This is a genomic window from Trinickia sp. (genome assembly GCF_051953405.1).
Classification (GTDB): Bacteria; Pseudomonadota; Gammaproteobacteria; order Burkholderiales; family Burkholderiaceae; genus Trinickia.
Genome location: NZ_JBQCIV010000148.1, coordinates 1 through 15353, shown reverse-complemented (window position 1 = coordinate 15353; position 15353 = coordinate 1). Strand labels below are relative to the sequence as shown.

Annotated in this window: 13 protein-coding genes and 1 pseudogene; 12 read left to right on the top strand and 2 right to left on the bottom strand. The window is 63.5% G+C overall.

The window, feature by feature from the left end; all coding sequences use genetic code 11:
- Window positions 1-47 precede the first annotated feature (47 nt).
- The 9 genes from atpE to ACTHN9_RS26575 all read left to right on the top strand — a co-directional run bounded on the left by atpE (window position 48) and on the right by ACTHN9_RS26575 (window position 9011).
- Window positions 48-320, top strand: a complete 273-nt coding sequence (gene atpE, locus ACTHN9_RS26615; protein WP_440539817.1) for a F0F1 ATP synthase subunit C — start codon at window positions 48-50, stop codon at window positions 318-320.
- A gap of 139 nt (window positions 321-459) precedes the next feature.
- Window positions 460-930 carry a F0F1 ATP synthase subunit B gene (locus tag ACTHN9_RS26610; protein WP_440539816.1) on the top strand — a complete coding sequence of 157 codons (471 nt, stop codon included), beginning with the start codon at window positions 460-462 and terminating at the stop codon, window positions 928-930.
- A gap of 2 nt (window positions 931-932) precedes the next feature.
- Window positions 933-1472 (top strand): F0F1 ATP synthase subunit delta, encoded by a 540-nt coding sequence (locus tag ACTHN9_RS26605; protein ID WP_440539815.1) that lies wholly within the window; start codon window positions 933-935, stop codon window positions 1470-1472.
- A gap of 54 nt (window positions 1473-1526) precedes the next feature.
- Complete coding sequence (gene atpA / locus ACTHN9_RS26600) at window positions 1527-3068, top strand: F0F1 ATP synthase subunit alpha (RefSeq protein ID WP_440539814.1); 1542 nt, start codon at window positions 1527-1529, stop codon at window positions 3066-3068.
- A gap of 94 nt (window positions 3069-3162) precedes the next feature.
- The gene (gene atpG, locus ACTHN9_RS26595; protein ID WP_440539813.1) at window positions 3163-4038 is read left to right on the top strand and encodes a F0F1 ATP synthase subunit gamma; all 876 of its coding nucleotides are present in this window, start codon (window positions 3163-3165) and stop codon (window positions 4036-4038) included.
- A 70-nt stretch (window positions 4039-4108) separates the two neighbouring features.
- Complete coding sequence (atpD, locus tag ACTHN9_RS26590; protein ID WP_102644243.1) at window positions 4109-5503, top strand: F0F1 ATP synthase subunit beta; 1395 nt, start codon at window positions 4109-4111, stop codon at window positions 5501-5503.
- 101 nt (window positions 5504-5604) lie between these two features.
- Window positions 5605-6030, top strand: coding sequence for a F0F1 ATP synthase subunit epsilon (locus ACTHN9_RS26585; protein ID WP_440539812.1), 426 nt, complete (start codon window positions 5605-5607; stop codon window positions 6028-6030).
- Between the two features lie 235 nt (window positions 6031-6265).
- Window positions 6266-7996: an AMP-binding protein gene (locus ACTHN9_RS26580; protein WP_440539811.1), complete on the top strand. Its 1731-nt coding sequence runs from the start codon at window positions 6266-6268 to the stop codon at window positions 7994-7996.
- 535 nt (window positions 7997-8531) lie between these two features.
- A complete protein-coding gene (locus ACTHN9_RS26575) occupies window positions 8532-9011 on the top strand; it encodes a CoA-binding protein (protein WP_440539810.1) in 480 nt (159 codons plus the stop codon).
- A gap of 60 nt (window positions 9012-9071) precedes the next feature.
- Here ACTHN9_RS26575 and ACTHN9_RS26570 read toward each other — a convergent pair whose 3' ends face one another.
- Window positions 9072-9887 carry a transporter substrate-binding domain-containing protein gene (locus ACTHN9_RS26570; protein ID WP_440539809.1) on the bottom strand — a complete coding sequence of 272 codons (816 nt, stop codon included), beginning with the start codon at window positions 9885-9887 and terminating at the stop codon, window positions 9072-9074.
- Between the two features lie 182 nt (window positions 9888-10069).
- Between ACTHN9_RS26570 and hemE the strand changes: the two genes are divergently transcribed.
- Window positions 10070-11167: a uroporphyrinogen decarboxylase gene (hemE, locus tag ACTHN9_RS26565; protein ID WP_440539808.1), complete on the top strand. Its 1098-nt coding sequence runs from the start codon at window positions 10070-10072 to the stop codon at window positions 11165-11167.
- A gap of 454 nt (window positions 11168-11621) precedes the next feature.
- Window positions 11622-13889, top strand: coding sequence for a primosomal protein N' (locus tag ACTHN9_RS26560; protein ID WP_440539807.1), 2268 nt, complete (start codon window positions 11622-11624; stop codon window positions 13887-13889).
- Between the two features lie 432 nt (window positions 13890-14321).
- Here ACTHN9_RS26560 and ACTHN9_RS26555 read toward each other — a convergent pair whose 3' ends face one another.
- The gene (locus ACTHN9_RS26555) at window positions 14322-14495 is read right to left on the bottom strand and encodes a hypothetical protein (RefSeq protein ID WP_440539806.1); all 174 of its coding nucleotides are present in this window, start codon (window positions 14493-14495) and stop codon (window positions 14322-14324) included.
- 289 nt (window positions 14496-14784) lie between these two features.
- On the opposite strand from ACTHN9_RS26555, the pseudogene ACTHN9_RS26550 reads away from it, so the two are divergent.
- Window positions 14785-15353 (top strand): annotated as a pseudogene (locus tag ACTHN9_RS26550) (trifunctional transcriptional regulator/proline dehydrogenase/L-glutamate gamma-semialdehyde dehydrogenase); the annotation flags it as partial.

The window sequence follows — 15353 nt, the reverse complement described above, 5'->3', positions numbered from 1 at the left end:
CGTTTCTTTAAATCCAGTTCCAAAAAGTCTTTTACAAAGGAGTGATCATGCAAGCTTTCATCGCCAACATCCAAGGTCTGACCGCCATCGGTATCGGCATCATCATCGGCCTGGGTGCAATCGGCGCCTGTATCGGTATCGGCCTGATGGGCGGCAAGTACATCGAAGCTTGCGCGCGTCAGCCGGAACTGATGAACCCGCTGCAAACCAAGATGTTCCTCTTGGCTGGTCTGATCGACGCGGCGTTCCTGATCGGCGTCGGTGTGGCAATGCTGTTTGCGTTCGCGAACCCGCTGCTCTCGAAGTTGGTGGCAGGCTAAGGTTCCTCGGAGTTTTGCGCCGCGCGTGTGCATGGGCGGCGCAGGGGCGAAACGACAGGCTTCGGGCGCTGATCGAACGTAACGTCGATGAGCGCCTTGCCGTTTCACTTTCCGATATAGCAACGTTTAAGGAAACACCGTGAATCTCAACGCAACTCTGATTGCGCAAATGGTCGTGTTCCTGATCCTCGCGTGGTTCACGATGAAGTTCGTGTGGCCGCCGATGGTGAAAGCCCTCGACGAACGTGCGAAGAAGATCGCCGATGGCCTTGCGGCCGCCGAGAAGGGCAAGACGGAACTCGAAGCGGCGCACAAGCGCGTCGATCAGGAACTCGCGCAGGCGCGCAACGACGGTCAGCAACGTATCGCCGACGCCGAAAAGCGCGCACTGGCCGTGGCCGAGGAAATCAAGGCCAACGCTCAAGCGGAAGCCGCGCGCATGATCGCCCAGGCTAAGGCCGAGGCCGACAACCAAGTCGTGAAGGCGCGCGAATCGCTTCGTACCGAAGTGGCGACGCTGGCGGTCAAGGGCGCCGAGCAGATCCTGAAGCGCGAAGTCGATCAGGCGGCACATGCCGAACTGCTCAACCAACTGAAAGCCGAGCTCTGATCATGGCCGAACTAGCAACCGTTGCCCGTCCTTACGCAGAAGCGCTGTTCAGCGTTGCCGTTGGCGGTGACCTCGCCGCCTGGTCCGCTCTCGTGCAGGAGCTGGGCCAGGTTGCGCGTCTGCCCGAGCTCATGTCGGTCGCATCGAGCCCGAAGGTGAGCCGCGCACAGGTCGTCGACCTGCTGCTCGCCGCAGCGCAGTCGTCGCTGAAGGACTCGCCGCAAGCGAAGAACTTCGTGCAGATGCTGGTCGACAATCACCGTCTCTCGCTGCTGCCCGAAATCGCTGTCCAGTTCGATGAACTGAAAAACGCTCGCGAAGGCGCGGCCGATGCGCTGATCGTCAGCGCATTCCCGCTGCAAGAGGCCCAGCTCGCCGATGTCGTCGCGAGCCTCGAGCGCAAGTTTGGGCGCAAGCTCAAGCCGACGGTTCAAGTCGATGCATCGTTGATCGGTGGCGTGCGCGTCACCGTCGGCGACGAAGTGCTCGACACCTCGGTTCGCGCACGGCTCGCCGACATGCGCACGGCGCTGACCGCCTAACACGCGGCGCGCACACGCACGGCACGCAACAGAATTGACTATCAGGAGCGAATAATGCAACTCAATCCCTCTGAGATCAGCGAGCTGATCAAGAGCCGGATCCAGGGCCTTGAAGCGAGCACGGACGTTCGCAACCAGGGCACCGTGATCTCCGTGACCGACGGTATCGTGCGCATCCACGGCCTGTCGGACGTGATGCAAGGCGAAATGCTGGAGTTCCCGGGCAATACGTTCGGCCTCGCGCTGAACCTCGAGCGCGATTCGGTCGGCGCCGTGATTCTCGGCGAATACGAACACATCTCGGAAGGCGACATCGTCAAGACGACGGGCCGCATTCTGGAAGTGCCGGTCGGCCCCGAACTCATCGGCCGCGTGGTCGATGCACTCGGCAATCCGATCGACGGCAAGGGCCCGATCAATGCGAAGATGACCGACGCGGTCGAGAAGATCGCTCCGGGCGTGATTTGGCGTAAGTCGGTGTCGCAGCCGGTGCAAACGGGTCTGAAGTCGATCGACGCGATGGTGCCGATCGGCCGCGGCCAGCGCGAGCTGATCATCGGCGACCGCCAATGCGGCAAGACGGCCGTGGCTGTCGACGCGATCATCAATCAGAAGGGCAAAGACCTCGTCTGTATCTACGTCGCGATCGGCCAAAAGGCTTCGTCGATCATGAACGTGGTGCGCAAGCTCGAAGAATCCGGCGCGATGGCGTACACGATCGTCGTGGCGGCGTCGGCTTCGGAATCGGCCGCGATGCAATACCTCGCGCCGTACTCGGGCTGCACGATGGGCGAGTACTTCCGCGATCGCGGCCAAGACGCCCTCATCATTTATGACGATTTGACCAAGCAAGCTTGGGCGTATCGCCAAATCTCGCTGCTGCTGCGCCGCCCGCCGGGCCGTGAAGCGTACCCCGGCGACGTGTTCTATCTGCACTCGCGTCTGCTCGAGCGCGCCGCGCGCGTCTCGGAAGAGTACGTCGAGAAGTTCACGAATGGCGAAGTGAAGGGCAAGAGCGGCTCGCTCACGGCACTGCCCGTGATCGAAACGCAAGCCGGCGACGTGACGGCCTTCGTTCCGACGAACGTGATTTCGATCACGGACGGCCAGATCTTCCTCGAAACCGACTTGTTCAACGCCGGTATCCGTCCCGCGATCAACGCGGGCGTGTCGGTGTCGCGCGTCGGCGGTGCGGCTCAAACGAAGGTCGTCAAGAAGCTGTCGGGCGGGATTCGTACCGACTTGGCGCAGTATCGCGAATTGGCCGCGTTTGCGCAGTTCGCATCGGATCTCGACGAAGCCACCCGCAAGCAGCTCGAGCGCGGCCGCCGCGTGACGGAACTGCTCAAGCAGCCGCAGTATCAGCCGCTGCAGGTGTGGGAGCTGGCCGTCTCGCTGTTCGCAGCGAACAACGGCTACCTCGACGATCTCGAAGTCAAGGACGTGCTGTCGTTCGAAAAGGGCGCGCGCGAGTTCCTGAAGACGAGCCATGCCGATCTCATCAAGCGCATCGAAGACACGAAAGACTTGTCGAAGGACGACGAAGCAGCGCTGCACGCCGCTCTGAAGGACTTCAAGAAGTCGGGTGCTTATTGATCGAGGCATAAGGACCTTGAAGCGGCGCGCGTAAGTCGTCAACGAAGCGATTCGATTTCGGCAAGGCGAGCGCCGCTTCGATCAGGAGCAAGCAATGGCTGGAATGAAGGAAATTCGCGGCAAGATCAAGAGCGTGCAAAACACGCGCAAGATCACGAAGGCGATGGAGATGGTGGCCGCATCGAAGATGCGCCGCGCCCAGGAGCGCATGCGCGCTGCTCGTCCGTACGCCGACAAGGTCCGTGACATCGCTGCGCACATGAGCCGTGCGAACCCCGAGTATCGTCACCCGTTCATGGTGGCGAACGAAGGCGCGAAGGCGGCCGGCATCATCCTCGTCACGACCGACAAGGGTCTGTGCGGCGGCTTGAACACGAACGTGCTGCGCGCGACGGTGAACAAGCTCAAGGAACTCGAGCAAAAAGGCCAAACCGTCGAAGCGACGGCGATCGGCGGCAAGGGTTTCGGGTTCTTGAATCGCGTGCGCGCGAAGGTCGTCTCGCACGTGGTTCAGCTCGGCGATACGCCGCACCTCGAAAAGCTGATCGGCGCGGTGAAGGTGCAGCTCGATCTGTACTCGGAAGGCAAGGTATCGGCCGTGTATCTCGCGTACACGCGCTTCGTCAACACGATGAAGCAAGAGCCCGTGATCGAGCAGCTGCTGCCGTTGTCGGCGGAGCACTTCGAGAAGGACGAGACGACGCCGAATTCCGCGTGGGATTACATCTACGAACCCGACGCGCAAGCGGTCGTCGACGAGCTGCTCGTTCGCTACGTCGAGGCGCTGGTGTATCAGGCCGTTGCGGAAAACATGGCGTCCGAGCAATCGGCGCGCATGGTTGCGATGAAGGCGGCGTCGGATAACGCGAAGACGGTGATCAGCGAGTTGCAGCTCGTCTACAACAAGAGCCGCCAGGCCGCGATTACGAAAGAACTGTCGGAAATCGTGGGTGGTGCCGCCGCGGTGTAACGCGAGTCGGGTCGACCCGTCCAACGCGCCGTTTGCGCGAGTGAAGAATTGAGTATCTAAAGGAAAAGCGATGAGTACTACTGCTTTGGTAGAAGGCAAGATCGTACAGTGCATCGGCGCGGTGATCGACGTGGAATTCCCGCGTGAACACATGCCGAAGGTCTACGACGCCCTCGTGCTCGAAGGCACGGAACTGACGCTCGAAGTTCAGCAGCAGCTGGGCGACGGCGTCGTGCGTACGATCTGTTTGGGCGCGTCCGACGGCCTGCGCCGCGGCGTCATGGTGAAGAACACGGGCCTGCCCATCAGCGTGCCGGTCGGCAAGCCGACGCTGGGCCGCATCATGGACGTGCTCGGCCGTCCGATCGACGAAGCCGGTCCGATCGAAAGCGAAACGAAGCGCTCGATCCACCAAAAGGCGCCGGCGTTCGACGAACTGTCGCCGTCGACGGAACTGCTCGAAACGGGCATCAAGGTGATCGATTTGATCTGCCCGTTCGCGAAGGGCGGTAAGGTGGGCTTGTTCGGTGGCGCCGGTGTGGGCAAGACCGTGAACATGATGGAGCTCATCAACAACATCGCGAAGGAACACGGCGGTTACTCCGTGTTCGCGGGCGTGGGCGAGCGGACCCGTGAAGGGAACGACTTCTACCACGAAATGAAGGACTCGAACGTGCTCGACAAGGTCGCGCTCGTGTACGGTCAGATGAACGAGCCGCCGGGCAACCGTCTGCGCGTGGCGCTGACGGGCCTGACGATGGCCGAGCACTTCCGCGACGAAGGCCTCGACGTGCTGTTCTTCGTCGACAACATCTACCGTTTCACGCTGGCCGGTACCGAAGTGTCGGCACTGCTCGGCCGGATGCCGTCTGCCGTGGGCTATCAGCCGACGCTGGCTGAAGAAATGGGCAAGCTGCAAGAGCGTATTACGTCGACGAAGAAGGGCTCGATTACGTCGGTGCAAGCCGTGTACGTGCCTGCCGATGACTTGACCGACCCGTCGCCCGCTACGACGTTCGGCCACTTGGACGCAACGGTCGTGCTGTCGCGCGATATCGCGTCGCTCGGTATCTATCCCGCCGTGGACCCGCTCGATTCGACGTCCCGTCAGATCGACCCGAACGTCATCGGCGAAGAGCACTACTCGATCACGCGCGGCGTGCAGCAAACGCTGCAGCGCTACAAGGAACTGCGCGACATCATCGCGATTCTGGGCATGGACGAACTCTCGCCGGAAGACAAGCTGTCGGTGGCGCGTGCGCGTAAGATCCAGCGTTTCCTGTCGCAGCCGTTCCACGTTGCTGAAGTGTTCACGGGTTCGCCGGGCAAGTACGTGCCGCTGAAGGAAACGATCCGCGGCTTCAAGATGATCGTCGAAGGCGAGTGCGATCACCTGCCCGAGCAAGCGTTCTACATGGTCGGCACGATCGACGAAGCCTTCGAAAAGGCCAAGAAGATCCAGTAACGGTCGATGTGATGGCATGGATGGCGGTGTCGGCGCTTTTAGGTTGAGCGCCGACTTCGCCGTACGCATCACGCTCAACCGAGGCTTGCACAGGAATCGATATGGCAACCATCAAAGTAGACGTCGTCAGCGCGGAAGAGCAGATCTTCTCGGGCATGGCGAAGTTCGTCGCGCTGCCGGGCGAGGCGGGTGAACTCGGTATTTTGCCGGGCCACACGCCGCTCATCACGCGTATTCGCCCGGGTGCCGTGCGCATCGAGGCCGAAAACGGCCAAGAAGAGTTCGTGTTCGTGGCCGGCGGCATTCTCGAAGTGCAGCCGGGCGCCGTGACCGTGCTCGCCGATACGGCGATTCGCGGTAAGGATCTCGACGAAGCGAAGGCGGAGCAAGCGCGCAAGCGTGCCGAGGAAGCGATGCAGAACTCGGGTTCGAACATCGAGTACGCGACGGCGCAGGCCGAATTGGCCTATGCCACGGCGCAGCTCGCCGCGATCGCGCGTCTGCGCAAGATTCGCGGGCAGCACTGACCGACGAAACGAACACTGCGACATAAGCGCGCAACGCAGGATCCCGCCGCACGCGATCGGGAAAATTCCTGCGAAAAAGGATGATAAGTAGGAAATTAAAGCCGCCGAGCCACGCTCGAGCGGCTTTTTTTTCGGCGGGCGGTGCCGTGGCTGCGGGTAAGACTTGATGCGGGCGAGCCGTGCTCGGTGGCACAATCGATCGGAAAAATATTCTTCAAGACTTGGAGACATCGAGATGCCGACGCAGCTTCCGCAGGAGGGCGCGCTCATTGCGCCCATCGATGGGCTCTCGTACGTACGAGGCAGCACCGAGATCGCGCTCAGCGAGGCGACGATCGGGCAGTTTTTGCGCGACACCGCCGCGCGTGTCCCCGACCGGCCTGCGGTGGTCTTTCGAGAGCAGGGCATTCGCTGGACCTGGCGCGAATTCGCCGATGAAGTGGACGTGCTTGCAGCGGGCTTGGCGTCGGCCGGGATTGAGCGCGGCGATCGCGTCGGGATCTGGTCGCCGAACCGTGTCGAATGGCTGCTCACGCAGTTTGCCACCGCGCGGATCGGCGCGATCCTCGTCAACGTCAATCCGGCTTACCGGCTGGCGGAACTCGAGTACGCGCTGAACAAATCCGGTTGCTGCGCGATCATCGCCGCGGAAAGCTTCAAGACGTCGAAATACGTGGAGATGCTGCAGACGCTGGCGCCCGAGCTTGCGCAGTGCGAACCGGGCCAGTTGCGCGCGGCGCGGCTGCCCGGGCTGCGGCTCGTCGTGCGCATGTGCGACACGCAGACGCCGGGCATGATGACATTTTCCGATTTGATCGAGTGCGGTCGCGTGGCGCGCGAGAAGATCGATCTGGAGGCGATCGGTGCGACGCTGTCGCCACTTGACCCCATCAATATTCAATTCACGAGCGGCACCACGGGCAATCCGAAAGGCGCGACGCTGACGCATCGAAACGTCGTGAACAACGCGCGCTACATCGCGATGGCGATGCGCTTTTCCGAGGCCGACGCGCTGTGCATTCCGGTACCGCTGTACCACTGCTTCGGGATGGTGCTGTCGGTGCTCGCGAGCGTATCGGCCGGCGCAAAAATGGTGTTTCCGGGCGAGGCGTTCGACCCCGCGGCAACCCTTGCCGCTTGTGCCGAAGAGCGTTGCACCGCTTTGCATGGCGTGCCGACAATGTTCATCGCCGAACTCGATCTTCCCGAGTTTTCGTCGTTCGATTTGAGCACCTTGCGCACGGGCATCATGGCCGGTTCGCCGTGCCCGATCGAGACGATGAAGCGCGTCGTGGCGCGCATGCACCTCTCGGAGATCACGATCGCCTATGGGATGACCGAGACGAGCCCGGTGTCGTTCCAAAGCGCGACAGACGATCCGCTCGATAAGCGCACGTCGACCGTCGGGCGCATTGCGCCGCACCTCGAAGCGAAGGTGGTGGACCCGATGGGCAACACGGTGCGCATCGGCGAGACGGGCGAGCTATGGACGCGCGGCTATTCGGTCATGCGCGGGTATTGGGAGGACGAGGCACGGACGAACGAGGCGATCGTCGACGGGTGGATGCGCACGGGCGATCTCGCGACGATCGACGCGGACGGTTATTGCAACATCGTGGGCCGTCTGAAGGACATGCTGATCCGCGGTGGCGAGAACATCTACCCGCGCGAGGTGGAAGAGTTTTTATTTAGGCATCCTAAGATTCAGAGCGTGCAGGTGTTCGGCGTGCCCGACGAGAAATACGGCGAAGAAGTGTGTGCTTGGATCGTCGTGCGTCCCGGCGACACGCTGACGGAGGAAGACGTTCGAGCGTTTTGCCAAGGACAGATCGCGCACTACAAAGTGCCGCGCTACATCCGCTTCGTCGACGACATGCCGATGACCGTGACGGGCAAGGTGCAAAAGTTCATCATGCGCGAGCGGATGATGGACGAACTCAAAGGCGCAAAACCCGCGGGGTTTTGAGCAGGCAAAAAAAAAGCGGGCTTGATAGCCCGCTAAAAACCACACGCTACGGGGTTAGCGCGAGGAGACCAACGAAGGAGCCGCTGCGTACCGCTCGGCCGATTGCCGTGCATCGACAACGACTCCAACAGAGATGCCCGAACCGATTCGGTAACCGCCGTCGCACACTTTGCTGCCAATCGTTTGCAGCAACCCGCGCGGCGACACATCCGTGTTGAAACCGTTGAAGGGCATTGTGGGCGAATTGAGAAAGCGACGCGGTAACAAAGTGTTTCAGGTTGTAACGCCCGCCGGATAAGGCGCTACGGGATTTTTTACGTGTTGCGAGCGGCAATTGCGTCAGTATTGCCGATTTAATGAGAAGAAACGAAATGTGGTTTGAATACTGTCTCGGCATTTTATCAAAAAACCGGCGAAAACGGGTTTCGTCTACGGAATGACCGGCTTAAGATGCCCATTCGGCGTGCACGGTACGCGCGAAATTGACCGGCGTTTGCGTATGCCGACATTTTTTACCCATCGATGCAGCAACACAATGAACGAGCCCGAGACACTCAAACGCATCCTCGATCGAGACCGGATCATCGCCGTCGTCGGCTTGTCCACCCACGCCTATCGCCCGAGCCATTCGGTGGCGGCGTACATGCAATCGCACGGTTATCGCATCGTGCCCGTCAATCCCGCCTATGCGAACGACACGGCCGGGGTGCTGGGGCAGCGCTGCTACGCGTCGCTTGCCGATGCGGCGCACGCTCTGGCTCAGGAAGGAGCCGCCATCGACATGGTCGACGTCTTTCGTCGGCCCGAACAAGCGGCGCAAGTCGCCGATCAAGCCATCGCCATCGGTGCGAAGTCGCTTTGGCTGCAAGTGGGCGTCGTCAATGACGAAGCCGCCGCGCGAGCCGCCGCGGCAGGGCTCGACGTGGCGATGAACGTCTGTGTGAAAGTGGAACACGAGCGGCTGTTCGGTTCCACGCATCGCGCCAACGCCCCGGCACCGCGCGTGCCCGAGTGAGCCAGCGTGGGCGCCAGGCGCCGGGTGTCGCTTGCCCCCGGCGCGGCGCCGATGCTCATGTCATTTCAGCCATTTGTCCGAAATCGACTGGAACTCGCCCGTCGCGCGCGCGAGGTGCAGCCACTGGTCGACGTACTGCTGGAACGTTACGTCCCCTTGCGGGAGCATGTAGGCTTTCTCGCCGTATTGGAACGGTTTGTCGGGGTGCACCGAGCACAACCCGGGGTTGAGCTTTTGCTGAAGCAACGTTTCCGATGCGTCGGTCACCATGACGTCGGCCTTGCCGTCCAGAATCTGTTTGAAGATCGTGACGTTATCGGGATAGACGGTCACCTTCGCGTGCGTGAAATATTGCTTCGCGAAGCGTTCGTTCGTCCCGCCGGGATTGACGATCACGCGCGTGGCCGGCGTGTCGATCTGCGCGAGCGTTTGGTACTTGTCGACATCGGCGCAACGCGCGATCGGCGTCTTGCCGTCGATCATGTACGGCTGCGTGAAGAATACGTGCTTTTGACGCTCGAGCGAGGTCGATACCCCGCCCACGGCGATATCGCATTTGGCCAGGAAATCGCTCATGAGGTTGGCCCACGTCGTCTTGACGTACTCGACCTTGACGCCCAGCGATTTCGCCAACGATTCGGCCATGTCGATGTCGATGCCTTCGAACGCGCCGTCGGGCTTGCGAAACGAATAGGGCTTGTAGTCGCCCGTTGTGCACACTTGCAGTGTGCCGCGCGCGAGCACGGTGTCGAGCCGCGAGTGCGGCGACGCTGCCGGGGCGGTATCGGCGCCTTGGCCGAACGCCGCCGTGCCCGTGCAGGCCGCGGCCAGCGTGATTGCACCGATCGCCAGGCTGTTGAGCCGCTTTTTGTTCATCGAGGTCTCCTTGTTTGCATCGAGGGCGGATGGGGCTGTCGGATGCAGGCCTTCGCTCGATGATAGCTGCGCCAAAATGGCGCAGACGGTCCACCGTGCAAAGGTCGGTATCCCACGCGATCCGCCTACCGGGGTCCGGTAAAATGGCGGTCTCTTTTGCCTCGCCCTCGCGCAGGACCCCCGTGCCTTCCACTTTGCTCAACGATACGTTTTTGCGTGCGCTGCTGCGCCAACCGACCGATTACACCCCGATTTGGCTCATGCGCCAGGCGGGCCGCTATCTGCCGGAGTACAACGCCACGCGCACGCGGGCCGGCAGCTTCCTCGGCTTGGCGAAGCATCCCGATTTCGCGACGGAGGTGACCCTCCAGCCGCTCGAACGCTTTCCGCTCGACGCCGCGATCCTCTTTTCCGACATCCTCACGGTGCCCGATGCCATGGGCTTGGGGCTATCGTTCGCCGCGGGCGAGGGGCCCCGGTTCGCGCACCCGGTACGTACCGAGCAGGACGTCGCGCGCTTGCGGGTGCCCGATATCGACGCCACGCTCGGCTATGTGACCGATGCCGTCAAAGCGATACGCCGTGCGTTGACCGACGGGCAAGGGCGCCAGCGCGTGCCGCTGATCGGTTTCTCGGGCAGCCCGTGGACACTCGCGTGCTACATGGTCGAAGGGGCCGGCTCGGACGACTTCCGTACCGTCAAGTCGATGCTCTACGCGCGTCCCGATCTCATGCACCGGATTCTCGACATCAACGCGCAAGCCGTCGCGGCGTACTTGAACGCGCAAATCGAAGCGGGCGCGCAAGCCGTCATGATTTTCGATACGTGGGGCGGGGCGCTGGCCGATGGCATTTTTCAGCGGTTTTCGCTGCATTACATCGACGCGGTCGTGCAGCGCCTCGTGCGCGAGCACGACGGCGCGCGCGTGCCCGTCATCACGTTCACGAAGGGCGGCGGTCTTTGGCTCGAGGATATTGCCGCATGCGGCGTCGATGCGGTCGGCCTCGATTGGACGGTCAACCTCGGCCGAGCGCGCGAGCGCGTCGGCTCGCGGGTTGCGCTGCAAGGCAATCTCGATCCAACGGTGCTGTTCGCCTCGCCGGACGCCATCCGCGCCCAAGCACGGGCGGTGCTCGACAGTTACGGCAATCACCCGGGGCACGTATTCAATCTCGGCCACGGCATTTCGCAATTCACGCCGCCGGAACATGTCGCCGAACTCGTCGATGAAGTGCACCGATACAGTCGCGCCATGCGCACCGCATCCCGCCCCGAATAAGGCGACCGTTTTGCTGCGGTGCAAACTACTGGGCTCTCGATCTAGGGCGCGAATTGCCCCGAAAATGGCATCGCCGGCTCATCTTGCACTTGTCAAGACTTGACTTATACACATTCTTCTCGTTGCGGCGCGGTAGAGCCGGCGACGGTTGACGCCGCAGCCCAAACCCTGTACCTCACAGGGCGCGGCCTTGACCGACAAGGGTTTGCGCCCGGGCGCGCCAGTGTGCGTTTTCCCACAGAATGTCAGCGCGACGGCCTCTCCTGGGCAGCGGCGACACACTTTTCAACAAAGTTATCCACAGGCGGCTGTCGCTAGGCCGCAAAGTGCTGCGAGATCCATAGGTTAGCGACGAATCTCATGTTTCACTTTAACTTCATGCCGGTCGATCCGTCTTCCACCCGCGTGCAATACAACGCGCGCGCGGAAGGCTTGCGTCAGGGAGCCGTCGCGCATGAGTGAGACGTTCGTTCGCGTCGCCCTCGATCATCCGCTGCCCACGCTCTTCGATTACCGGTGCGACGCTCAAGCGCCGGTACCCGGTACCCTCGTCGCTGTGCCGTTCGGCAAGCGCAGCGTCGTGGGGCTCGTCGTGGAAGTGAGCGCCCACACGGAGGTGCCCGCGGATCGCGTGCGCACGATCGAAGCCGCGTGCAGCGCCTGCGCGCCGCTCTCGGCCGAATGGCTTGCGTTGGCCACTTTCGCCGCCGATTACTACCAGCGTTCGCTTGGGGAGGTGGCGTTGCCGGCCTTGCCGCAGGCGCTGCGCGATCCGGCGCGCTGGGCGCGGCTATTCGCCGTGGCACCGCGTTTCCGTTTGACGGCGGCGGGGCGCGCCGCCTTGCCCGATGCGCTGCCCGCGCGTGCCGCGGCGCTGCGCCGGCTGGCCCAGGCGCTGGCAGAGGCCGGGCCGCTCGACGCGGCGGATGCGCGCGCCTTGCATCCCAAGGCCGGTGCCACGCTGGCCGATTGGCAGGCGCAGGGGTGGGTGGAAGTAGACACCGACGGCGGCACCGCATTCGACGGGCACGCCGGCGCGACGGGCGCGCAGGAAGGCGCCCCCGAGCTAGCACGCGCGATGCGCCCCGCGCCCACGGACGAGCAACGACAGGCGGTAGACGAGATCGCCGCCGCGCAAGGTTTTTCCCCCTTTCTGCTGCACGGGGTGACCGGCAGCGGCAAGACCGAGGTCTACCTGCGCTCGCTCGAGCGGCTCTTCGACGCACGGCCCGATGCGCAAGCGCTTGTGCTCGTGCCCGAGATCAATCTGACGCCGCAGTTCGAAGCGGCTTTTCGTGCGCGCTTCGCCAGCTTGGCGGGAGACGATTCGATCGTCACTTTGCACAGCGGCATGGCCGACGGCGAGCGCGCGAGGAGCTGGCTTGCCGCGCACACGGGCCGCGCCCGGATTGTGCTCGGCACGCGGCTGGCCGTCCTGGCTTCGCTGCCGGCGCTGGCGCTCATCGTCGTCGACGAGGAACACGAGCCGGCGTACAAGCAGCAGGAAGGCTTGCGCTATTCCGCACGCGACCTGGCCGTTTGGCGCGCGAAGCAGCGAGGCATCGCCGTCGTGCTCGGATCGGCCACCCCGTCGCTCGAAAGCTGGTGGCAAGCGGAGCAGGGACGCTACCGGCGGCTTTCGCTGTCGCGGCGCGCCGTGGCCGAGGCGGTGCTGCCCTCGGTCAGAATGATCGACCTCGAGGAGGAGCGTCGCCGCGGGCGGGGGAGCGTGGACGGCATTTCCGGGCCGCTCGCGGCGGCACTGAAGGCGCGGCTCGAGCGCGGCGAGCAGAGCCTCGTCTTCCTCAATCGCCGCGGCTACGCACCGGTGCTCGCCTGCGATGCCTGCGGCTGGCTGGCCGGCTGTCCGCGCTGTAGCGCCTATGTCGTGCTGCACAAGAGCGAGCACACGCTGCGTTGCCATCACTGCGGCTGGGAGGCGCGCGTGCCGCGTGCGTGCCCCGATTGCGGCAACGTCGACATCGCGCCGCTTGGGCGCGGCACCCAACGCGTCGAAGAAACGCTCGCGGCCCTGGTACCGGGCGCGCGCGTGTTGCGCATCGATGCCGACAGTACGCGCCGCAAAGGCAGCGCGCAGACGCTGTTCTCCAACGTGCATGCCGGCGAAGTCGACATTCTCGTCGGCACCCAGATGATCGCCAAAGGACACGATTTCCAACGCGTTTCGCTCGTTGGCGTGCTCAACGCCGATGCCGCCCTGTTTTCACACGACTTTCGCGCGGGCGAACGGCTCTTCGCGCAACTGATGCAGGTCAGCGGCCGCGCCGGGCGGGCGGGACTACCGGGCGAAGTGCTCGTGCAAACGCGCTATCCGCGGCACGCGCTCTACCATGCGCTAGGACGTCACGATTACGTCGGCTTTGCGAACGCGACGCTGGCCGAGCGGCGCGACGCGCAGTTGCCGCCGTTCGTTTATCAAGCGCTGCTACGCGCGGAGGGCCGGACGCTGGACGCGGCCTTGGCGTTTCTGGCCGCGGCCGGCGAGGCGCTGGCGCAAGTGCCGTTTGCCGAGCGCGTCACCGTCTACGACGCGGTCCCGATGACGATCGTCAAGGTCGCCAATGTGCATCGCGCCCAGTTGCTGCTCGAAAGCGCGTCGCGCGCATCGCTGCTTGCGACGCTGCGCGCCTGGCAACCGATGCTGCGCGCGTTGAAAGGGGTGCTGCGCTGGAGCGTCGAGGTCGATCCGCTCGATATTTGAGCGCACCGATGCCGCGGTGGGCAAGGAAGCGGACGGCGCCGAGCGTCGGGCGGGGGCGCCGGAGGGGATCGATTCGGGGGCGACTCGGTAGCCGAGCTTCAGCTCAGTACACAGACTTAGTAGCGCAGACGGCTGCGGGCGCTGCGGGCGCGCGTACGCACGCGGTTCGTATAACTCGGCGCCGGCGAGGCGAGCGGCCGCGCACAGGCGGCAAAGGGCGAGCGCCGGCGTTGCCCTGCCTGCCGATTGCGGGCGGAGGACCGGCTTTCGTTCGAACAAATCATGATGGACCTCGAGGTGGGTGCGATCTGAATTTCATGCGATTGCGTCGGGCGGTGGGCGCAACCCGCGCCCGGTGCCCCTGTCGCTCGGTTGCGTCGCACGCGTCCGAGGCAGTCGCTCCCTTGTTTTGGCGGATACTCGATCCGCTCGTCAGCGGCGCTCGGTCAGGAGCGCATCGTTGGCCGCTTCGGCCCTGAGGCGGGCCTGACGCACGCGGGCCAGCGCCACGGCACGGCTATGAGCGGGCGATGCGCCGCGTACGAACAGCGCCAGGCATACGACGGCCAGCGTCCAAATTCCGCCGATCACGATCCACTTTTCCATTTCGCCTCTCCTTTCCCGGCGTTCACCGTGCGCTAGTGCGCTTACCTGCGTTAACGGCAATCCACGGCACCGCAATAGGGCGGTGGGACCGTTTTCACGTCAGGGAAAACACCGAGCGCAACCGGCGATCTCCGCGCGGCGGCGTTTTCGCGGCAACCCTTGCGGGCAAAGGGTTTGAAAGGGGTGCAACCTCGTAGGGGATTTGGTTGCACCTTTTTATTTGAAGGCGTACGATTCGGCCAACTTTTTAGTCATCGGCCGGCGTCAATCTCCGGCGATCGAAGGAATCATGGCCAGCACTACTCTCGGCGTCAAAGTCGACGACCTCCTCCGCACCCGTCTCAAAGAAGCGGCTTCCCGCCTCGAGCGCACGCCTCACTGGCTCATCAAGCAGGCGATCTTCGCCTACCTCGAGAAAATCGAGCATGGGCAATTGCCCCCCGAGCTGTCGGGCGTGACCAACATGGGCGATCTCTCCGAGAGCGCTGCCGGCGAGCACGAAGACGAGAGCGCGCTGCATCCGTTCCTCGATTTCGCGCAGAACGTGCAGCCGCAATCGGTCTTGCGCGCGGCGATCACGGCCGCCTACCGGCGCCCGGAACCCGAGTGCGTGCCCTTTTTGATCGGCGAGGCGCGTCTGCCCGAGCAGCTCTCGACGGATGTCGGCAAGCTCGCGACGAAGCTCGTCGAAACGCTGCGGGCCAAGCGCACGGGCGGCGGCGTCGAGGGCCTCATTCACGAGTTCTCGCTGTCGAGCCAGGAAGGCGTGGCCCTCATGTGTCTGGCCGAGGCGCTGCTGCGCATCCCCGATCGCGCCACGCGCGACGCGCTGATTCGCGACAAGATCAGCAAGGGCGA